Annotated in this window: 16 protein-coding genes; 9 read left to right on the forward strand and 7 right to left on the reverse strand. The window is 66.9% G+C overall.

Going from position 1 to position 19,669, the window contains the following annotated elements; translation table 11 throughout:
• Positions 1–42 precede the first annotated feature (42 nt).
• The 4 genes from AB4089_RS03900 (at position 43) to tgt (ending at position 3,930) form a co-directional block, all read left to right on the forward strand.
• A complete protein-coding gene (locus tag AB4089_RS03900; RefSeq protein ID WP_441407989.1) occupies positions 43–582 on the forward strand; it encodes an NUDIX hydrolase family protein in 540 nt (179 codons plus the stop codon).
• Between the two features lie 119 nt (positions 583–701).
• Positions 702–1,739: a DUF6707 family protein gene (locus AB4089_RS03905; RefSeq protein ID WP_441407990.1), complete on the forward strand. Its 1,038-nt coding sequence runs from the start codon at positions 702–704 to the stop codon at positions 1,737–1,739.
• A gap of 88 nt (positions 1,740–1,827) precedes the next feature.
• Positions 1,828–2,553, forward strand: coding sequence for an SRPBCC domain-containing protein (locus tag AB4089_RS03910; protein WP_441407991.1), 726 nt, complete (start codon positions 1,828–1,830; stop codon positions 2,551–2,553).
• An 84-nt stretch (positions 2,554–2,637) separates the two neighbouring features.
• The gene (tgt, locus tag AB4089_RS03915) at positions 2,638–3,930 is read left to right on the forward strand and encodes a tRNA guanosine(34) transglycosylase Tgt (RefSeq protein ID WP_441408359.1); all 1,293 of its coding nucleotides are present in this window, start codon (positions 2,638–2,640) and stop codon (positions 3,928–3,930) included.
• 157 nt (positions 3,931–4,087) lie between these two features.
• Here the strand turns inward: tgt and AB4089_RS03920 are convergent, their stop codons facing one another.
• Together AB4089_RS03920 and AB4089_RS03925 are read right to left on the reverse strand one after the other, a co-directional pair.
• Entirely contained in the window at positions 4,088–5,107 is a 1,020-nt protein-coding gene (locus AB4089_RS03920) for a sugar phosphate isomerase/epimerase family protein (RefSeq protein WP_441407992.1), read from the reverse strand.
• On the reverse strand, positions 5,104–6,282 hold the full coding sequence (locus AB4089_RS03925) for a Gfo/Idh/MocA family protein (RefSeq protein WP_441407993.1): 1,179 nt from the start codon (positions 6,280–6,282) through the stop codon (positions 5,104–5,106). Before AB4089_RS03925 ends, AB4089_RS03920 begins: the two co-directional genes overlap by 4 nt.
• Before the next feature lie 153 nt (positions 6,283–6,435).
• Here AB4089_RS03925 and AB4089_RS03930 point away from each other — a divergent pair, with 153 nt between their 5' ends.
• The gene (locus tag AB4089_RS03930; protein WP_441407994.1) at positions 6,436–7,449 is read left to right on the forward strand and encodes a LacI family DNA-binding transcriptional regulator; all 1,014 of its coding nucleotides are present in this window, start codon (positions 6,436–6,438) and stop codon (positions 7,447–7,449) included.
• A 291-nt stretch (positions 7,450–7,740) separates the two neighbouring features.
• Entirely contained in the window at positions 7,741–8,682 is a 942-nt protein-coding gene (locus AB4089_RS03935) for a type IV toxin-antitoxin system AbiEi family antitoxin domain-containing protein (protein WP_441407995.1), read from the forward strand.
• 302 nt (positions 8,683–8,984) lie between these two features.
• Here AB4089_RS03935 and AB4089_RS03940 read toward each other — a convergent pair whose 3' ends face one another.
• Together AB4089_RS03940 and AB4089_RS03945 are read right to left on the reverse strand one after the other, a co-directional pair.
• Positions 8,985–9,680, reverse strand: coding sequence for a queuosine precursor transporter (locus tag AB4089_RS03940; RefSeq protein ID WP_441407996.1), 696 nt, complete (start codon positions 9,678–9,680; stop codon positions 8,985–8,987).
• Between the two features lie 422 nt (positions 9,681–10,102).
• On the reverse strand, positions 10,103–11,515 hold the full coding sequence (locus AB4089_RS03945) for an MFS transporter (RefSeq protein WP_441407997.1): 1,413 nt from the start codon (positions 11,513–11,515) through the stop codon (positions 10,103–10,105).
• A gap of 157 nt (positions 11,516–11,672) precedes the next feature.
• On the opposite strand from AB4089_RS03945, the gene AB4089_RS03950 reads away from it, so the two are divergent.
• Entirely contained in the window at positions 11,673–12,557 is an 885-nt protein-coding gene (locus AB4089_RS03950; protein WP_441407998.1) for a hydroxymethylpyrimidine/phosphomethylpyrimidine kinase, read from the forward strand.
• A 57-nt stretch (positions 12,558–12,614) separates the two neighbouring features.
• Positions 12,615–12,971: an iron chaperone gene (locus tag AB4089_RS03955; RefSeq protein WP_441407999.1), complete on the forward strand. Its 357-nt coding sequence runs from the start codon at positions 12,615–12,617 to the stop codon at positions 12,969–12,971.
• Between the two features lie 119 nt (positions 12,972–13,090).
• Here AB4089_RS03955 and AB4089_RS03960 read toward each other — a convergent pair whose 3' ends face one another.
• From AB4089_RS03960 to AB4089_RS03970, 3 genes are all read right to left on the reverse strand, one after another.
• Positions 13,091–14,359 carry a serpin family protein gene (locus AB4089_RS03960; RefSeq protein ID WP_441408000.1) on the reverse strand — a complete coding sequence of 423 codons (1,269 nt, stop codon included), beginning with the start codon at positions 14,357–14,359 and terminating at the stop codon, positions 13,091–13,093.
• A gap of 260 nt (positions 14,360–14,619) precedes the next feature.
• Positions 14,620–16,368, reverse strand: a complete 1,749-nt coding sequence (locus tag AB4089_RS03965; RefSeq protein ID WP_441408001.1) for a pyruvate dehydrogenase — start codon at positions 16,366–16,368, stop codon at positions 14,620–14,622.
• Between the two features lie 169 nt (positions 16,369–16,537).
• The gene (locus tag AB4089_RS03970) at positions 16,538–18,022 is read right to left on the reverse strand and encodes a helix-turn-helix domain-containing protein (protein WP_441408002.1); all 1,485 of its coding nucleotides are present in this window, start codon (positions 18,020–18,022) and stop codon (positions 16,538–16,540) included.
• A gap of 182 nt (positions 18,023–18,204) precedes the next feature.
• Between AB4089_RS03970 and aceA the strand changes: the two genes are divergently transcribed.
• Positions 18,205–19,548 (forward strand): isocitrate lyase, encoded by a 1,344-nt coding sequence (gene aceA, locus AB4089_RS03975; RefSeq protein WP_441408003.1) that lies wholly within the window; start codon positions 18,205–18,207, stop codon positions 19,546–19,548.
• Positions 19,549–19,669: the final 121 nt, after the last annotated feature.

Consider the following 19,669-nt stretch of genomic DNA (forward strand, 5'->3'; position numbering starts at 1 on the left):
GACGGAACCGGGTTCGGGTCAGGGATGGGGTAGAACTTAACCATGAACGTGCGCACCCCTGACCCGAATCCCGGCTGGCTCTCCGACGACGACCTGTTCGAAGCCCGTGGCCGGCTGCCGATGGTCTATGTCGAGGCTGTTCCGGTCCGGCTGGACCCGCTCGGGTTCGTGAACGAGGTCGGCACCCTCCTGCAGGCCGACGAGGACGGCACCATGGTCCGTTCCCTGGTGTCCGGCCGCGTTCTCTACCGCGAGACCATCCGCGCCGCGCTCCTCCGCCACATGGAGAAGGACCTGGGCCCGCTGGCCTTCCCGCAACTGCCGGTCAGCCCGGTGCCGTTCACGGTGGCCGAATACTTCCCGTCGCCGTCCCATACCGGCTTCACGGACGACCGCCAGCACGCCGTCTCCCTGGCGTACGTCATTCCTGTCACGGGCGATTGCTCCCCGCGGCAGGACGCCCTCGAGCTGACGTGGATGACCCCGCAGGAGGTCATGAGCTCGGACGTGCAGCTCGAATTCAGCGGCGGCCGCGGGGCCCTGATCCGGCAGGCGCTGGCCTTCGCGGGCGTCGGCAACTAGCCGGCTCCTCTGGGTCCGGCGACGGCCGGGACGCTCGGGGGCTCCGCTGCGTCCCCGACTTCACGCACCCGATTTTGTAGACTGTTGGGCGGACCGCAAGAGAACTTTAAGGACTCCCGATGACCCACCCCCCAGCCTCCCGGAACTACAGTGAACAGCAGGCTGGCTCTCTGCAGGCCGGCGACCACCTGATCCTGCCCGACGGAAACCGCTCCGCCGAGGTCCAGCGCGTGGACGTCGAAGCCGACGATTTCGGCACTCCCGCGATGGTCCTGGCGACCCTCAGCGGCGGCGGCATGCTGCGGATCGCGGCAGGGTCCACGATCCGGCTCGCGGCGGATGCCGAGCCGGGCAACGCAGTTATTTCCGACGGCGCTTCCGACGGCGGCGGCAATTCCGACGGAGGTGCCGCTTCCGACGGCGGCGACGATCGGGCGTCCGGGCAGTCCTCCGAGCCGGAAGCTGAGGCGCCTGCCGCGGCCGCCGTCGTCGTTCCTCCGCTGCCGGTTGCACCGCCCGCGGTGAGCCAGCCCAGCGAGGCGGACCTGGCGCTCATCCCGGTCCCGGACGGCACGCCGGAGTCTGTGGTGGAGGCCGTGGCTGAGGCCCATCCCGGCTCTGTCGGCGTGCAACTGCTCGGCGAACGGCTCGCCAAGGGCATCAACACCAAGTCCGGAAGCTGCCTGAAGGACCTCAGCGACCTCGCGCACGAGCTCTTCATCATCCTCAAGGACGCCGAGAACGCCCTGGCGGTAGCCGACCTCCTCAACGTCCTGCCGTTCGACGGCAACCCCGACCGCTGGGCCTCGGTGGAGTCAACGCTGGCGCTTTCCAGCTACATTTGCGGCCAGCTGGGGCAGGACCAGCGCGCCGGGATCTACGAGAAACTCCTCCGCGCGCCCGAGGACATGGAAATGGACCCGTTCAAGGCCAGGATCAACGCCAAGGTCCGTCAGCGCTCGCTCAACGAGCCCAACCTGTACGACAAGGAAATCTTCCGCTCGATCGACAACGCGAACCCGGACGCGGAACGCGAATGGCGGCTGCTGCGGCTTGAGGCGCTCCTGTTCCTGCGCGCGCATGGCGGCTCCGAAACCATCGGCGCCACCGAGCTGGACCGCCGGATCGGCAACGAGCTCGAGTCGGTCCGCGCCTGAAGCCGGCCCCCCGCCCGTTGGGCCCTCAGTGGATGGCCCTACGGTCCGGCCCTACCCGTTCGGGGCCCGGGCGTTATAGATTCACCCCATGACGAACAATCTGAGCGTTGTAATTAATTCTGACGCGCAGCAAGTTTGGACAATGCTGCGCGAACCCGCCCTGATCGCCCAATGGCACGGCTGGGTGGCCGATGACCAAGAGGCCGAAATCAAGGAAATCTACTTCGGCCCCAATGTGGTCGAAGGCGCAGACCACACCTCCCTGGTGGTCGACGGCGGAGACGTCTTTACCTTGAAACCCGTCCCCACGGGCACGGAAGTCAGCGTCACCCGGGCGGCGATCGACCACAATTCCGAGTGGGCGGCCTGGGATGAGGACATCACCCAGGGCTGGCTGACCTTCCTGCACCAGTTGCGCTTTGCCCTGGAACGCCACCCGCACAGCAAGCGCCGGACCTTTTTCTTCTCCGTGCCCGGCACCGGCGGGTCCGCAATAGAAAAACTCGGGCTCAGCGACGTCCCGTCGCCCGGGGACGCGTATTCGCTCACCCTGCCCACGGGCGAGGAGCTCTCCGGCAAGGTGTGGTTCCGCAGCAACCACCAGGTCGGCCTGACGGTGCACCACTACGCCGAGCACGGAGAGGGGCTGCTGATCGTGGCTGACCAGCCCGCCATCGCTGACGTCCGGCCCGACGGCGGATCCCTCGCGATCGTCTCCACCTACGACCTCGGGGCCCACCAGCTGGAGGCTGTCCGCAATTACTGGGACAAGTGGCGGGCTGAGAACTACCCCACATCGGATCCCGTCCACTAAGGCAAGGGCAGCGTTAGCTGGCACACTTGAACCGTGCCAGCCAATCCTGACTCTTCGTCTCTGCCCGAGTCCTTGCCCGAGTCTCTGCCCGGGTCTCTGCCCGAGTCTTCGCCCGCGCCTGCCCGGCAGTCCGAATTCTCCTTCCGCGTGGGCAAACGCCTGAGCGAGGCGTGCCCGCCGTCGTCCGCGCAGGTAGCCGAAAACGGCGGTGAATTCCTGGGCCGGACCGGCACCATCGCCACCCCGCACGGGGAGATCCAGACCCCGGCGTTCATCGCCGTCGGCACCAAGGCCACGGTCAAATCCGTGCTGCCGGAATCCATCGCCGATCTCGGCGCGCAGGCCGTGCTGGCCAACGCCTACCACCTGTACCTGCAGCCGGGCGCGGACATCCTGGACGAGGCCGGCGGGCTGGGCGCGTTCATGAACTGGCGCGGACCCACGTTCACGGATTCCGGCGGTTTCCAGGTGATGAGCCTGGGCTCGGGGTTCAAAAAAGTCATCGACATGAAATCGGTGGACAGCTCAGGACCCGACGACGCCGTAGCCCCCGGCAAGGAGCGCCTGGCCCACGTGGACGAGGAAGGCGTGTGGTTCAAGAGCCACCTCAACGGCGACCGGCACCGCTTCAGCCCCGAGATCTCCATGAATGTCCAGCACCAGATCGGCGCGGACATCATGTTCGCGTTCGATGAGCTGACCACGCTGCAGAACTCCCGCGGCTACCAGGAGGAGTCCCTGGAACGGACCAGGCGCTGGGCCGAACGCTGCATCACCGAGCACTTCCGGCTCACGGACGAGCGCACCGGCAAGCCCTACCAGGCCCTGTTCGGCGTCATCCAGGGTGCCCAGTACGAGGACCTGCGCCGCAAGGCCTGCCGCGACCTCGGCGCCATGAACTTTGACGGCTTCGGCATCGGCGGGGCTCTGGAGAAAGAGAACCTCGGCACGATCGTGCGATGGTGCAACGAGGAACTGCCGGAGAACAAGCCCCGCCACCTGCTGGGCATCTCCGAACCGGACGACATTTTCACCGCCATCGAGAACGGCGCAGACACGTTCGACTGCGTCTCCCCCACGCGGGTGGCCCGCAACTCGGCGTTCTACCACCCCACCGGCCGGTACAACCTCTCCGGCGCCAAGTACAAGCGCGACTTCGGCCCGCTGCAGGAAGGCTGCGACTGCTACGCCTGCCTGAACTACTCGCGGGCCTACATCCACCACCTGTTCAAGGCCAAGGAGATGGTCTCGGCCACCCTGATCTCGATCCACAACGAGCGCTTCGTGGTGAAGATGGTCGACGACGCCCGGCTCGCCATCGAGGCCGGCGACTTCTTCGAGTTCAAGGCCGAAACCCTGGGCCGCTACTACTCGTAGGGTCGTCCCGCCGCCGACCCGTCCCGCCGTCGGTTGCCGCCGTCGAGGTCGCCGGAAGCGTGCCAGATCGCCGGAAGTTTCCGGCGACCCCGCAGCGTTCCGGCGACCTCGCGGTTGCGAGGGCAGGCAGGCCGTAGCCCGCCAGGCCGCCGGGCTGTCAGTTCGTAAGGTGCAGCGACGCCGAGAGCGCAGCGTCAGCGTCCCGCAGCACCTTGGCCGCCACCTGGAGGCCCTCGATCCGGCCCAGGGAGACGTCCTCGTGCTCGATGTTGACGAGCATGTTGGGGTCCACCTCGTACAGGGCGCGCAGGAACTCGGTCCAGTAGGCGGTGTCGTGCCCGCGCCCCAGCGCCACGAAGTCCCACGCCGAGGCCTTGGGCCACTCGTTGGCCCACTCGTCGCCGCCGAGGTTGGTGCGGTTTTCCTCCGGGGAGAGCCGGCGGAAGCTGTTGTCCAGGACACCGTAGAGTGCGGCATTGTCCTTGTTCACGCGGACGTCCTTCGCCGCAGCCTGGAACACCAGCGGACCGAGTTCGCGGACCACCGCCACCGGATCCATCTGCTGCCAGAACAGGTGTGAGGCGTCCAGCTCGACGCCGACATGGGTGGCGCCGGTGAGCTCGATGAGCCTGTGGACATCGGCTGTGTTGAACACGATGTTCTGCGGGTGCAGTTCAAGGGCAACCTTCACGCCATGGTCGGCGGCGAGGCGGTCGGTTTCCTTCCAGAAGTCCGCCGCGATGCTCCACTGGTAGTCGAGCACGTCCAGGGCGGCCGAGTTCCAGGCGTTGACTACCCAGTTGACCGTGGTGGCCCCGGGTTCGCCGCCGGGCAGGCCGGACATGGTCACCACGCGGTCCTGTCCCAGCCGCTGCGCCAGCCGGATGGAGCGGCGGATGTCCTCGGCATGCTTCTCGCCGATTTCACGCTTGGGGTGCAGCGGGTTGCCGTTGCAGTTCAGCCCCGCGATCGAGACACCGGTCCCCTCGAAAATCGCGAGGTAGTCATCGCGGGCCGCATCGGATTCGAGAATCTGGTCCATGGTGGGGACGTGGACCGCCGGCAGGAATCCTCCGGTATTGATTTCGATGCCGGTCAGGCCCAGGCCGGCGATGACCTTCAGCGCCTCGGGAAGCGGCCGGTCGTGCAGGATTGCGTTGTAGACCCCGAGTTTCATAGCGTGATCTTCTTTCCGTTGTTGAGAGCGGATTCGGTGACCGCGCCGAGGAGTTCCATGTTGCGAACGCCTTCGTCGAACGTGGCGCAACGGGGCAGGGATTCTTCTTCACTCAGGCCTGCAACTTCTTCGAGGAACGCCCGGGCCTGGTAGCCGAAGGCGTCGTTTTGGCCGAAGCCGACCTCGGGGGCGTCCATGGCCAGGCCGCCGGCGATGTAGGGGTGGCCCGGGCCGAGGATGACCTGGCGGTACCCGTTCTCGTTACCGGAACCGTCGTTGAGGAACAGCTGGATTTCGGAGGGGCGGCGCTGGTCAAACTTGGCCGCACCGTTCTCGCAGAACACTTCGAAGTTGAGGCTGTTGGCGTGGCCGGCCGCGACGCGGGAGACTTCAAAGCTGCCTGCGCCGTTCTCGAATTCGGCGGAGAACGCCGCGTAGTCGTCGTTCTCGACCGGCTCGAACGTGTCGCTCACCGCTGCATGGTCGTGTCCCATGACGGCGCCGAGCGGCAGCGGGCGCTTGCCGATCACGGTGCTGAGGCGGCCACCGGTGATGGACTTGATGTCGCCGCAGAGGAACTCGGAGACGTACGTGAGGTGGCTGCCGACGTCGGCCAGCGCACCGGAGCCGGGGCCGCCTTTGTAGCGCCAGCTCATCGGCGCCGAGGGGCTGAAGCCGTAGTCGGTCCAGTAGCGGCCGCTGAAGTGCAGGACGTTGCCCAGGACACCGTTTCGGATGAGGTCGCGGATGTACGCGATGCCCGGCGTGCGGCGAAAGGTGAACCCGATGCGGGCAATCGAGCTGGCGCTGCGGGCCGCGTCCGCCATGGCGCGGGCGTCTTCGATGGTGTCACTCAGCGGCTTCTCGCACAGCACGTGCTTGCCGGCGGCCAGCAGGCCCTCCACGACTTCGCGGTGCAGGGAGTTCGCGATCACGACGCTCACGACGTCGATGTCGTCGGCCTCGGCGATCGCCTGCCACGACGTGTCATTGCGCTCGTAACCAAAACGCTTTGCGGCCAGGGAACCGAACTCGGCGTTGACGTCGCCGATCGAGACCAGCCGGATGGGAGGAAGAACCGGGCTGTACAGCGCAGAGGCCGTCCGGTAAGCGGCGGCGTGCGCCTTCCCTGCCATGCCTGCGCCGATTACGGCGACTCCTAAGCTGTCAGCCATCGATTTCTCCTTTGAAATTCGGCCGGGCCACCGGCCCGGTCCTCTAAAATTGGAGCGCTACAAAAACTGGCGCTGATAAGAGCGTAGCTATGTGCATATGTCCTGTCAATGTTTGAACGGTTATCCTCGGATGAGACTTGAAAGGCCCTGCAGATGTCGCTGAACACCCCTCGAACCCGCCGCCCGACGATTTACGACGTCGCCAAGAGCGCCGGAGTTTCCCCGTCACTGGTCTCACTGGTGCTGCAAAACCCGTCCAAAGTCAGCGAGAAGCGGCGGCAGGCCGTCCGGGCCGCCATGTTGGAGCTGGGATACCGCCCCAGCCGCGCGGCGACCACGCTCGCCAGCAGCCAGACCAAAAGCATCGGACTGGTCATTGACGACTTCCGGAACCTCTGGTTCGTGGACCTCCTGCGCGGCATGGAGTCCGCTCTCTCCCCGCACGGCTACCAGGTCACCCTCGCGGATTCCCGCCCCGGCGAAAACCGCATCACCGAAGCCGTGGACGGGCTGCTGTCCATGCATGTGGAGGGCCTCGTCATTGCCGCGGAGCCCAGCGATTCGATGATGGCCGGGACCTGGGTTCCCGCCGTCGTCGCCGGCTGGCGAAACGGTGTTCCCGCCGGTGCCGACCTCATTACGAACGACGACGACGGCGGCGGCCGCATGGCGGCGGAGCACTTGCTGGGGCTTGGCCACACACGGATCGGACATCTTTCGGGCTCCGGCGGCGCCGCCGCGCACCGGCGCGACGGTTTCCGCAGCGGCATCGTGGAGGCCGGCGTCGAGGTCCGGATCGCCGGCGAATCCCAGGGCACCTCCGAGGAAGACGGATATGCCGCAGCCTGCTGGCTGCTGGAGAATTACCCCGACACGACCGCCCTTTTCGCGGCCAATGACACCATGGCCCTGGGTGCCCTCGCCGCTGCCAAGGCCCGTGGCCTGTCCGTCCCTTCAGAGCTCTCCGTGATCGGCTACGACAACTCCCAGCTGGCCAAATCGCGGTATCTGGATCTGACCTCTGTGGATAACCGCAGCGACGTTGTCGGGTCCGATGTCGCAAGCACCCTGCTGGCACGGATCCAGGACCCCACCCTCGAACCGCGGCGCAAGCTGATCGAACCGGCCCTCATTCTCCGCGGCACCACGGCCCGCGTTCCGGGCTGACCCGGGCCGCCCGGGCGCCTCCCGCGAGCCTCCCCCGCCTGCCTCGCACTCCCCCGCCGCCAGCCCGGCCTCCCCCGCGGCCCCACGCCCCCTCGGCCTCCCCCTCGCTGCCGAAGTAGCCGGAAGCTCCCGAGCTCGCCGGAAATTTACGGCGTCTCGGCAGCGAACCGGCGAACTGGGCAGTGCCGGCTCCGCGGCCGCGGGCTGCGACCCCGCGTACCGAGTAGTGCCTTTTCCACATAGCAGCGGCGGAGCCTCTCGGTCGCTTTCGGGGCATCCGACACTGGAGGCATGCCATCCACCGTTTTGCTGGAGTTGCCACCATCGGGCAATCTCTGGCGCACTGAACAACTGCTCGATCTGGGATACGGGTCCAGGGCCATCCGCTCGCTCCTGGATGCAGGTACCCTCGTCCGGCTCAGGCACGGCTGCTATATCCGCACCAGTCTTTGGCAGGCCCAGTCCTCGGCCGCCCGGAGCAGGCAGCTCATCTACGCGCATGCCCACGCAACGCGTACGACGTCGACAGGCGCCTTCCTCTACAGCCACACCTCCGGAGCGCGCCTGCGCCACCTCTACCTCTGGGACGTCGATGACAGGATCCATCTCCTCCAGAAGGTGCACCCTTCGAACGAGCGGCACGGCAAGGACGTCCGCTGCCACACGCGCCCGTTCGCCGAACACGACGTCGCTGTGGTGAACGGACTCCGGACGACTTCCCTGGAGCGCACCACGGCCGACTGCGCCATGATGTTGGGCTACAGGCAGGCGCTGATCCTCACCGATAATGCGCTTCGGTTGGGCGCGGACCGAGCCGCCCTGCAGGCCATGGCGGATGCACTGGACGGCCGGCGGGGGATCCGGACATTCCGCCGGGTCCTCGCCTCGGCCGATCCGCGGTCCGAATCTCCAGGCGAAACCCTGACCCGCGAGCTGATACTGCGGTTCCGGATCAGGCCGCCTGAGCTTCAGCTGGAGGTTTCTAGCCGCGCCGGGCGCCACCGCCTGGACTTTGCGTGGAAGGAGGAGAAGGTCGCTCTCGAGTTCGACGGGAAGATCAAGTACTTCGATTACAGTCCCACAGCCGAGGTGCTGTTCGAGGAACGACGCCGGGAGAAGGCCCTCACGGAAGAAGGCTGGCTGTTCGTCCGCGTTGAGTGGAAGGACCTCTTCCGCGAGCAGGAATTCAAGAACCGCCTGCTCAGTGCCTTGGCCGGCCGGCCGCACCCCTGAGCGTCGAGGTCGCCGGGCTGTCTGGTTCGTTGGCTGGCCGGCCGCCCGCACCCTGAGCGTCGAGGTCGCCGGACTGTCTGGTTCGTTGGCTGGCCGGCCGCCCGCACCCCTGAGTGTCGAAATCGCGGGAAGCCCACGATGCCGCCGGAAACTTACGGCGAGCCCAGAGGTTTCCGGCGAACTGGGTGGCCGTGGCCGGCGGAATAGGCGGGCGGCCTCGGGAGTCCGCGCCACCGCCGGAAGCCCACGAGGTGCGCGTGTGTGCCGGCGTCGGGATCTGGCCGGGCGGGTGCGTCGGAGTCCTAGGCCCCGTAGCTCGGTTCGCGCTTCTTGACCCAGCCGATGGCGAGCGTGGTCAGCGGCACGAAGGCGAATTCGACGAGGGTTTTGTACAGGAATCCCACCAGCACGTAGTTCATGAACATACCGGCGTCGGAAATCCCGATCACGGACGCGGCAATGCTGCAGAAGATCAGGGTGTCCACGAACTCGCCCACCACGGAGGATCCCATGATGCGGGCCCACAGGGACCGTTCCCCCGTGCGGGCCTTCATCTTCACGAGGATCCAGGAGTTGATGGTCTGGCCGGCGAGGAAGGCCAGCAGCGATGCCAGCACAATCTGCGGGACCGGACCCAGGGCGCCTTCCAAGGCTGCCTGCTTCGAGGCGCCGTACTCGTCGTTGAACCCCGGGAGGGCGATGATGACCCAGTAGCAGAGGGACGCAAAGACGGAGAGCGCGAACGCTGTGACGATGGCCTTGCGCGCCACCTTGAAACCGTAGACCTCGCTGATGACGTCGCCCAGGATGTAGGCCAGCGGGAACAGGAAGAACCCGCCGTCCGTGATGATGGGGCCAATTGCCACGCCTTTTGACGCCCCGATGTTGGACAGGATCAGCACCACTGCCATGACGGCCAGCATGATGCCGAAATACGGGGAACCGATCGAGGCGAATTTCGGTGGGGCTGACGCCGGGAAAGTCTTGGCGGAAGTCATGGGCATTCCATTCTTAGTGGTTCGCTCGGCGGCCCGTATCCCCAAGGGGAAGAGGCAGGACTGCCGGCTGTATTAGCACTGGACGGCCCCGGTGACACACGACGCCGGAACCGCCCCCATTCTCGCACCCGGAGGTCCGGGCAGGGCGTGGCGGGCCGAATCCCACCAGGATTGGGAACCTGCCATGGCCTCTTGGGCTGCCCTCCCTGGGATTGGGAACCTGCCATGGCCAGTGCCGCGAGTTCGCCGGAGGCTCTCCAGGTCGCCGGAAATTTACGGCGCCTCGGCACGCTTCCGGCGAATTCGCGGGCAGCGGGCGCGCGGACGGCGGGCGCGCGGGCAGCGGGCGCGCGGGCAGCGGGCGCGCGGACGGCGGGCGGCTCGCAGGCGGCGGGCAGGCGGCAGGCTGGGGAAGGCCCGTCCTAGCGGCGCGAGGAGTCGATGAGGTCCTTACCGTCGTCCCTGCGTCCGTCGCCCGGCACAACGGCGCCCGCGGCGGGCTCCCAGGCGTGGCCCTGCTCGTGGTCCAGGTGCGTGGACTTCTTGTTCTTCAGCGCGAAGATGTAGACCAGCAGCGAGATGCCGATCGCAACCGTGACGTAGGTGAAGAACAGTTCCTCCTGGCCGGCCTTCTGCAGGGCCGCGCCGATCAGCGGCACGGTGCCGCCGAAGAGGGAGTTGGCGATCGCGTAGCCCAGGCCGACGCCGAGGGCGCGGATGGAGGCCGGAAACAGCTCGGCCTTCACCAGGGCGTTGATCGAGGTGTAGCCGCCGACGATCAACAGGCCGCCCATCATCAGCAGGAACGCCGTGAACGGGTCCTTGGTGCCGGCCAGGGTGGAGAGCAGCGGCCAGGTGAACAGGACGCCGGTGATGCCGAACCAGAGCAGGAGCGGCTTGCGGCCCACCTTGTCCGAGATGATGCCGTAGACCGGCTGGAGCAGCATGAAGATGAACAGCGCCCAGAAGTTGATCACCGAGGTGTCGGTCTTGGCGATACCCGAGGTGTCATTCATGAACTTCAGGATGAAGTTGGTGTACGTGTAGAACGCCACGGTGCCGCCGAGAGTGATGCCGATGCAGATCATCAGCGGCTTCCAATAACTTGTGAACAGGAGCTTCATGGTGCCCGGCTGCGCTTGGCCGGCCACCGCGGGGGCCTTGGCGGCCTCGATCTGTTCGGCCGAGACGGTCTCCTCCATGGAGCGCCGCAGCCACAGAACCACAAGGGCCGCGACGCCGCCGATCGCGAACGGGATCCGCCAGCCCCACTCGCCCAGGTCGGCCTTGGGCATCACGTTCTGCAGGATGACCAGGACCAGCAGGGCCAGCATCTGGCCGCCGATCAGGGTGACGTACTGGAAGCTGGAGAAGAACCCGCGGCGCTTGGTGGTGGCCGCCTCGGACATGTAGGTGGCGCTGGTGCCATACTCGCCGCCCACCGAGAAGCCCTGGATTACCCGGATGAGCACCAGCAGGATCATTGCCCACAGGCCGATCACGTCCTGGGTGGGCAGCACCGCGATGGCGAAGGAACCGGCGGACATCATGGTCACGCTCAGGGTCAGGGCGGCCTTGCGGCCCTTGCGGTCGGCGTAGCGGCCGAAGAACCAGGCGCCGATCGGGCGCATCAGGAACGACGTCGAGAATACGGCCATCGCCTCAAGGCCGGCCTGGAGGTCGTCATTGGAATTGAAGAAGTGGGCCTGGAAGTAGGCTGCGAAGACGGTGTAGACGTAGAGGTCGTACCACTCGACAAGGTTGCCGGCCGAGCCTTTAAGGATGTTGCTAACGGCTTTCCGGGTCTGGGCCGCTTCGGACAGTTGGGTGCTCATCAATGAACCTTCCTGGATCCGGCGCCGCCTGTAAGCAACACCGCCCGCCACCCTAGTCCGAGTGATCCGGAACACTCGGGTTTTGTTCATACTGTTCACGGGCTGCCTGTTCATGAGCACAATGCGGTTGGTTTTGGCGGGATGGCAGGATGGGACCATGACTTCTACCGCATTCGATTCCGCTGCCATGGCAGTTGCCGAGACCGCCTCCGACGCCGCGTCCTCGCCCGCCGTCGCACTGACCATCGCCGGCTCCGAAGCGACCGGCGGCGCCGGCGCGCAGGCTGACCTGAAGACCTTCCAGGAACTCGGCGTGTTCGGGATCGCGAACCTGACCTGCATCGTGTCCTTCGACCCCAAGGACAACTGGAACCACCGATTCGTTCCGGTGGACCAGCAGGTCATCGCGGACCAGCTGGAGGCGACGACGGCGGCCTACGGTGCCGCGTCCGGCGCACCGGCCGTGTTGAACACCGTCAAGATCGGCATGCTGGGCAGCCCCGCGACGATTTCGACCGTGGCGTCTGCGCTGGCCGGCGGGCAGTTCGCCAACGTGGTGCTGGATCCGGTCCTGATCTGCAAGGGCCAGGAGCCAGGCCATGCCCTGGACACCGACCAGGCGCTCAAGTCCCACATCCTGCCGCTGGCCACCTTCGTCACGCCGAACCACTTCGAGGCCGAATCGCTCTCCGGACTGGAAATCACCGACGTCGAGTCCCTCAAGGCCGCGGCCGTCCGCATCCACGAGCTCAGCGGCGCCGCCGTCCTCGCCAAGGGCGGCGTGCGGCTGGAAGGCCCCGACGCCGTCGACATCTACTACGACGGGCAAACCCTGGAAGTCCTGTCCGCCCCGAAGGTGGGCGAGGTGGCCGTGTCCGGCGCCGGATGCTCGCTGGCCGCCGCCGTGACGGCCGAACTCGCCAAGGGCGCGACACCGCTGGCGGCCGCCCGGACGGCCAAGGCGTTTGTGACCGCCGGAATCCGGAACCGGGTGGCGTCGGGTGCCCCGTTCGATGCCCTGTGGCAGGGCGGCCCGCGCTAGCCCGCTGCATGGGATCCTCAGACGTGAACGTTGAAGGGTATGGGTGGAGAGGCGGCAATGGCACAGCACTTTGAGTCCGTGGAGGAGTACATCGCCTCGTTTCCCGCCGGCGTGCAGGAGATCCTGCAGGAGATCCGGCGGCGGTGCCATGCCGCGGTACCCGGATCAGGGGAGGCGATCAGTTACGGCATCCCCATAATCACGCTCGACGGCAAATACGTGGTGTATTTCGCGGGCTGGGCGCACCACATCTCCGTCTACCCTGTGCCCGACGACGACGAGTCGTTGAGCGCGGAACTCGCGCCGTACCGCGCCGCGAAAGGCACCTTGAAGTTCCCGCTGCAGAAGCCCGTCCCGTACGAGCTGATCGGAAAGGTGGCCGCGGCCCTGGCCCGGGAACGCCGGGGTTCCTGACCTCAAGGTCGCCGGAGCAGCACGCTAAGGCGCCGAGTTCGCCGGAGACCCTCCAGTTCGCCGGAAGTTTGCGGCGGACTGGAGAGTTTCCGGCGGTTTGGATCCCGGCCGGCCGCCCGTCAGCGCGGGTCGGACACCTTGCCCATGAACAGAGGCAGCCCGGTCTCGACGTGGACGATTTCGTACTGGAAGGGCCGGTCGAAACGGATCACCTTCATCGGGGCCGCGCCGCTCGTCGCCTCCGCGTTGATCTGGGTTACGGCGGCGGCAACGGTGCCCTTCTCCACCACGGTGATGTTGGCGGACTGCCCGGCCTGCTTGATCTTGAGGCCGGTCTGGATCGAATCGAAGTCGGTCTCGGTTTGGAGCATTTCCCGCAGCCCCAGGGAAGCGAAGACCTTGCGCAGCTCAAATCTGCTCTTGTGATCCCACCTCGGCAAGAAGAGCTGCGTCGGCGACGGGGCCGCGGAGTTAAGGGCCTGGGCAACGTCCGCGAAGACTTCTGCCCCGGGCAGGGCAGCCCCGGCATCCGGCAGCACGAGCCGCATCACGAACCCCTCGGCATAGGGCAGCTCCACCGCCTGCCAGCCCGCACCCTGAACTGAGGCAACGTCCTGAACGCCGGACATGGTGGGGACGGAAACCTGCCTGCCGCCCTCCGTTGTGAAGGGCAGTTCGGAGGTGTCGGCCGGGTCGAAGGGGACGTTCCAGGCCGAGGCGAAATACACGGCGTTGAGCACGCTGAAGGTATTTTTGCGATCGTACTCCGCGGGCGCTTTCTTGATCCGTCCGCCGGTGTTCTTGTCCACCCAGGCGTCGATCGCGGGCTTGGTGGCGGCCTCGTCCTGAAAATCCACCGGGTACACGCCGGTCCCGTAATACCGGGCGAGGGAGTGCAGATAGCCCTCTCCGGTGGGTACACCCTTGTCCACGAACAAGCCGTTTGCACTGTGCAGGACCGGCTGGCGCGGAGGATTTTTTTCGTCCACCGAGCCGGGATCGCCGTCGAAGGCTTCCAAGGACGCGAGCAGCGCATTCACGGCTTCGTCACGGTGTTCCGTGGGGAGGCCCAGGACACCGTCCATCTCGGCAGCCGTTTTCCCGGTCGCTCCTGTCCGCAGCATGGCCAGGGCAATGAGCAGGCTGCCCGGGGAGGCAACAACGTTTCCGTTTCCGGCGTCCCCGCCGTCTGCCAGGAGCGCGGCGCCCAGCTTCCGCGCCGAAGCCCGGAGCTGAGCCAGCTCCGCCGGATAGGCGGCCCGGTCCGTCGAAAGGCGTTCGACGCCGTCGGCCTTTAAAAGCGCCGGCGGCGATGCCGAACAGGCCGACAATGCCAGCGCCACGGCCGCCGCGGCTGCAACAATCCGTGCCGAGGACTTCAGTTTCATCGCGCCCCCAAGGCCCGAACAACAGCGACGGTGGAACGGCGGGGAACCGCCTAGGGCCAGTCAACCAGCGGGTCCGGTAAAGCGCGACCACGTCCGGGTCACGATTTGACGCCGTTTGTCCGTGCCGTGCACCGCTCCAGCCCGTCCACCCACGTCTCGGTGCCCAGTTCGCCGCAAACCTCGCCAGTTCGCCGGAATTTTCCGGCGAACTGGCGAGGTTCCGGCGAACTGGCGAGGTTGCGGCGAACTCGAAGGACCCCTCAGCGCCGCGGGATGTTCCGCAGGTTGCTCCGTGCCATGCTGACGGCCTCGCCGGCGCCCCGGTTGAGGACCACCTTGGACATGGCCGTGGCGAAGCCCAGGACCTGTGCGCCCTTGATCTTCGGCGGGAGGGACAGCGCCTTGGGGTCCGTGATGAGCTCCACGAGCGACGGACCGGGGTGGGCGAAAGCGGCCCGGTACGCTGCCTCGATGCGGGACGGGTCCGTGACGCGGACGGCGTGGAAGCCCAGGGCCCGGGCAACGTCCGCGTAGTTGGCGTCCGGGACGTCCACGCCGAAGTCGGGGAGCCCGTCCACCAGCATTTCGAGTTTGACCATGCCCAGGGTGGAGTTGTTGAAGACCACCACGTTGACGGGCAGCCGGTGCGCGGCCACGGTGATGAGCTCGCCCAGCAGCATGGACAGGCCGCCGTCGCCCGAGACGGAGACCACCTGCCGGCCGGGGTAGGCCAGCTGGGCGCCGATCGCGTGCGGCAGCGCGTTGGCCATGGACCCGTGCAGGTACGAGCCGATCAGCCGGCGCGTGCCCAGCGGGTTGATGTACCGGGCGGTCCAGACATTGCACATGCCGGTGTCGGCCGTGAAGACCGCGTCCTCTGCCGCCACCTGGTCCAGCAGAGAGGCCGCGTATTCCGGGTGGATCGGCTGCTTTTTCCCGACGTTGCGGGTGTATGCCCCCACGGCCTTGTTCATGAGCCGGTCGTGCTTTTTGAGCATCTGGTTCAGGAAGCGGCGGTTCTTCTTCGGCTGCAGCTGCGGCATCAGGGCGGCCAGGGTGGGCAGCACGTCCCCATGGACGGCAATGTCGACGTCGGTCCGCCGGCCCAGCTTGTGCGCGGCCCGGTCCACTTGCGCCGTCCGGGTTCCGGGGAGGAACTGGTTGTAGGGGAAGTCGGTGCCCAGCAGGATCAGCAGGTCCGCGTCCTCGATGCCTTCGGCCGCGGCACCGTAGCCCAGCAGCCCGGTCATGCCGATGTCGTAGGGGTTCGCGTACTGCATGAAGTCCTTGCCGCGGAGGCTGTGGCCGATCGGCGCCGCGAGCAGTTCGGCGAGGGCAATCACCTCGTCGTGTGCGCCTTCCACGCCGGCGCCGGCAAAGATGGCGACCTTCCCGGCGGCGTTGATGGCCTCCGCCAGTTCCCGCACACTGGCGGGGTCCGGGGTTAGCGTGGCCGGCCGGAACGCTGCCGGGGCCGGGGTTTCGGCCGTCGCCTCCAGGGCAGCGATGTCACCGGGCAGGGTCACGACGGCGACGCCCCGGAGCCCGATCGCGTGCTGGATGGCGCTGTGCATGACGCGGGGCGCTTGCTCCGCGGTGCTGATCAGCTCGGAGTAGACCGAGCACTCGTTGAAGAGCCGGTCAGGATGGGTCTCCTGGAAAAAGCTGCTGCCGATCTGCGCGCTGGGGATGTGCGAGGCGATGGCCAGGACGGGCGCGCCGGAGCGGTTGGCGTCGTAGAGTCCGTTGATCAGGTGCAGGTTGCCGGGCCCGCAGGAGCCGGCGCACACGGCGAGCCGGCCGGTCAGTTGGGCTTCGGCCGCGGCGGCGAAGGCGGCCGCCTCCTCGTGCCGGACGTGGATCCAGTCGATGCCGCCCTGCTGCGAGCCGCCGGTCTTGCGGACGGCGTCGACGATCGGGTTGAGGCTGTCCCCCACGATCCCGTAGATCCGCTGCACGCCGGCAGCCTGGAGTTGTTCGATGAGCTGGGTGGCAAGTTCCTTGGCCATGGGTGCACGCTCCCGGAAGAAGGATCGATGAGCTGACACAGGCCAATATAGTCCGCACCGCTGTCAGCCACGCCCAGGAACCCCGCGTCCGTGCTCCCGCGGCGCCCCGGGGCGCCGGGAGGGATGCGGGAAGGGCCCTTCTACTGGCCTGTGAACGCGAGCCCGGGCGTCAGTTCCCGGAGTGCGCCTTCAGGAAGGTGTAGACCTCGGTCTCGTCCACGCCGGGGAACGCGCCCGGCGGCATCGCGGCCAGCAGGTGGGAGTGGGCCCGGGCCGAGGGCCAGGCGTTGCCGGCCCATTCGGCGGTCAGCGACGCCGGCGGGCGGCGGCAGCAGCCTTCGTCCGGGCATGTGGATTTGGACCGCTCCGTTGTTTCGCGGCCGCGGAACCACTTCACGTGCGCATACGGGACGCCGACGGAGAGCGAGAACTCGCCGTTGGCGGAGCGTTCCGTCCGGGCCGTACACCAGTAGGTCCCGGCCGGGGTGTCGGTGTACTGGTTGTAGGCGCTGAACTTGTCCGGCACGTCGAACACCACCCGGGACGTCCAGTTCTTGCACGAGGGCTGCCCCTCGATGGCGCCGGTGTGGTCCTGCGGGAACGTCACGCCGTCGTTTTCGTAGGCCTTGTAGATGATGCCGCTCTTGTGCGTCTTCTGGAAGTGGGTGCGGATGTCCAGGTGCTGGGTGGCGAGGTTGGTGAACCGGTGGGCGGCGGTCTCGTAGGACACGGCGAAGGCGTCCCGGATGTCCTCGACGGCGATTTCCTTCGCCTGCTTGGCGCGCTGCAGGAACTCCACGGTCGCCTGCTCGGGCAGGAGGAGCGCTGCGGCAAAGTAGTTGGTGGCCACGCGCTGCATCAGGAAATCCCCGTAGTTCGACGGCGTCTGGTGGCCCAGGACGTAGTGGCCCAGGGCCTGCAGCAGCACCGAACGGGGGTCGTGATCGGTGCGCTGGTTCTGCGTGAGGTAAATTCTGTGGTTCTTAAGATCGGTCACGGACCGGGTGGAATGCGGCAGATCGGCCACGTGGTGGAGGCTGAAACCGAGGTGGCCGGCGATGTCCGCGATGACGTGGTGGGACAGCGGACCGCTCGTGTGGCCCACCGAGGCCAGGACCTTCTGCGCCTCCGCCTCATACTCCGGGAAGTAGTTGTTCCGCTCCCGCATCATGGCCCGCAGCTCGCCGTTGGCGCGGCGGGCCTCTTCCGGGGTTGCCACCTGCTCATTGAGCCTGCGCTCGAGTTCGTGCTGCAGCCCCACCATGGACTCCAGCACATCCATGGGAAGCCGCGAGCTGATGCGGATTTTCGGCAGGTTGAGGGACTCGTAGAGTGGGCTGCGCTGGTAGCGTTCCAGCTCAATTTCCAGCGCAGCGCGGCGGTTGGGCGGCTCGGCCCCCAGGAGCTCGTCGATGCTGACGCCGAGGGCCGCGGCGAGCTGCTGGAGCAGACCGAGTTTGGGCTCGCGCTTGCCGTTTTCGATCAGGCTCAGCTGGCTCGGGGCCGTCCCGACGGCGGCACTCAGGTCGTCCAGCGTGAGGCCGGCGGCCTTGCGCAAATGACGGACGCGGCGGCCCAGGCTGATGACGTCCACCTCGGGCGCGGCGGACGACGGCGGGGTTGCGGCTTTGCTGTTCCAGCTCGTAAGCGACATTTCTGAAGAATACGTTAAGAAGTGCGTTTCTTTCCATGCTTTTTATCTAGAAAGCCTCTTGAAAGTGCAGAAAAGTAGATCTCACGGAAAGATTCACCATCCGGGAACAACCGGCCGGGACCTGCAGAGACGCAGGCACCGCTCCCGGAACCACCAGTCCCGGACCCACCAAGGAGACAAAGATGACTGCAGCATTTGAGCCCACCCAGCAGCCGTCCGGCCAGGACACAACACAGCAGGCCGCCGCACTGGAGCTCGAGTGGGCCGCCAACCCGCGCTGGGAAGGTGTCACTCGGGACTACTCGGCCGCCGACGTCGTCCGCCTCCGCGGCCGCGTCTCCGAAGAACACACCCTGGCCCGCCGCGGCTCCGAAAAGCTGTGGAAGCAGCTCACGCAGGAGCACCAGGAAGGCAAGTACACCAACGCCCTGGGCGCCCTGACCGGCAACCAGGCCGTGCAGCAGGTCAAGGCCGGACTCCGCGCCATCTACCTCTCCGGCTGGCAGGTCGCCGCCGACGCCAACAACTCCGGCCACACCTACCCGGACCAGTCGCTCTACCCGGCGAACTCGGTCCCCACGGTGGTCCGCCGCATCAACAACGCGCTGCTCCGGGCCGACCAGATCGAGTTCTCCGAGAGTATCCAGACGGTCGAGGACTGGCTGGTCCCGATCGTCGCCGACGCCGAGGCCGGCTTCGGCGGCCCGCTGAACGCCTACGAGCTCATGAAATCCATGATCCAGGCTGGCGCCGCGGGCGTGCACTGGGAAGACCAGCTCGCCTCGGAGAAGAAGTGCGGCCACCTCGGCGGCAAGGTCCTGATCCCCACCCAGCAGCACGTCCGGACGCTGAACGCGGCCCGCCTGGCCGCCGACGTCGCCGGCACGCCGTCGGTCATCATCGCCCGCACCGACGCCGAGGCGGCCACCCTGATCACCTCCGACGTCGACGAGCGCGACCAGGAATTCATCCTCCGCGAAGGCGGACAGCCGGTTCGCACCCCGGAGGGCTTCTACAAGGTCCGCAACGGGATCGAACCCTGCATCGCCCGCGCCAAGGCTTACGCCCCCTACTCGGACCTCATCTGGATGGAGACCGGCACCCCGGACCTGGAGCTGGCCCGCAAGTTCGCCGAATCCGTCAAGGCCGAGTTCCCGGACCAGATGCTCTCCTACAACTGCTCGCCGTCGTTCAACTGGCGCAAGCACCTCGACGACGCCACGATCGCGAAGTTCCAGCGCGAACTCGGCGCCATGGGCTTCACGTTCCAGTTCATCACCCTGGCCGGATTCCACGCCCTGAACTACTCGATGTTCGACCTCGCCCACGGCTACGCCCGGGAAGGCATGAGCGCCTACGTCGAGCTGCAGGAGAAGGAATTCGCCTCCGAGTCCCGCGGCTACACCGCGACCAAGCACCAGCGCGAAGTCGGCACCGGCTACTTCGACGACATCGCCACCGCGCTCAACCCGAACGCATCCACCCTGGCCCTGGTGGGATCCACCGAAGAAGGCCAGTTCCACTAATCCCCAGCCGCCCCTCCGCTCGCAAGCTCGCGAGGGAACCCGGCGGCCGTGGCCCCACACCTTTCCCGCTCGTTGCTCTATCACTTTTGGTCCTCATTGACCGCTTTTAGGGACCAAAAGT

The sequence above is a fragment of the Arthrobacter sp. 2MCAF15 genome, from assembly GCF_052115605.1.
Lineage (GTDB): Bacteria > Actinomycetota > Actinomycetes > Actinomycetales > Micrococcaceae > Arthrobacter.

Excerpts from the sequence above, each read along its gene's own strand:
- AB4089_RS03900 (WP_441407989.1), top strand. The coding sequence starts at position 43 with ATGAACGTGCGCACCCCTGACCCGAATCCCGGCTGGCTCTCCGACGAC.
- AB4089_RS03905 (WP_441407990.1), top strand. The coding sequence starts at position 702 with ATGACCCACCCCCCAGCCTCCCGGAACTACAGTGAACAGCAGGCTGGC.
- AB4089_RS03910 (WP_441407991.1), top strand. The coding sequence starts at position 1,828 with ATGACGAACAATCTGAGCGTTGTAATTAATTCTGACGCGCAGCAAGTT.
- AB4089_RS03920 (WP_441407992.1), bottom strand. The coding sequence starts at position 5,107 with ATGAAACTCGGGGTCTACAACGCAATCCTGCACGACCGGCCGCTTCCC.
- AB4089_RS03925 (WP_441407993.1), bottom strand. The coding sequence starts at position 6,282 with ATGGCTGACAGCTTAGGAGTCGCCGTAATCGGCGCAGGCATGGCAGGG.
- AB4089_RS03930 (WP_441407994.1), top strand. The coding sequence starts at position 6,436 with ATGTCGCTGAACACCCCTCGAACCCGCCGCCCGACGATTTACGACGTC.
- AB4089_RS03935 (WP_441407995.1), top strand. The coding sequence starts at position 7,741 with ATGCCATCCACCGTTTTGCTGGAGTTGCCACCATCGGGCAATCTCTGG.
- AB4089_RS03940 (WP_441407996.1), bottom strand. The coding sequence starts at position 9,680 with ATGACTTCCGCCAAGACTTTCCCGGCGTCAGCCCCACCGAAATTCGCC.
- AB4089_RS03945 (WP_441407997.1), bottom strand. The coding sequence starts at position 11,515 with ATGAGCACCCAACTGTCCGAAGCGGCCCAGACCCGGAAAGCCGTTAGC.
- AB4089_RS03950 (WP_441407998.1), top strand. The coding sequence starts at position 11,673 with ATGACTTCTACCGCATTCGATTCCGCTGCCATGGCAGTTGCCGAGACC.
- AB4089_RS03955 (WP_441407999.1), top strand. The coding sequence starts at position 12,615 with ATGGCACAGCACTTTGAGTCCGTGGAGGAGTACATCGCCTCGTTTCCC.
- AB4089_RS03960 (WP_441408000.1), bottom strand. The coding sequence starts at position 14,359 with ATGAAACTGAAGTCCTCGGCACGGATTGTTGCAGCCGCGGCGGCCGTG.
- AB4089_RS03965 (WP_441408001.1), bottom strand. The coding sequence starts at position 16,368 with ATGGCCAAGGAACTTGCCACCCAGCTCATCGAACAACTCCAGGCTGCC.
- AB4089_RS03970 (WP_441408002.1), bottom strand. The coding sequence starts at position 18,022 with ATGTCGCTTACGAGCTGGAACAGCAAAGCCGCAACCCCGCCGTCGTCC.
- aceA (WP_441408003.1), top strand. The coding sequence starts at position 18,205 with ATGACTGCAGCATTTGAGCCCACCCAGCAGCCGTCCGGCCAGGACACA.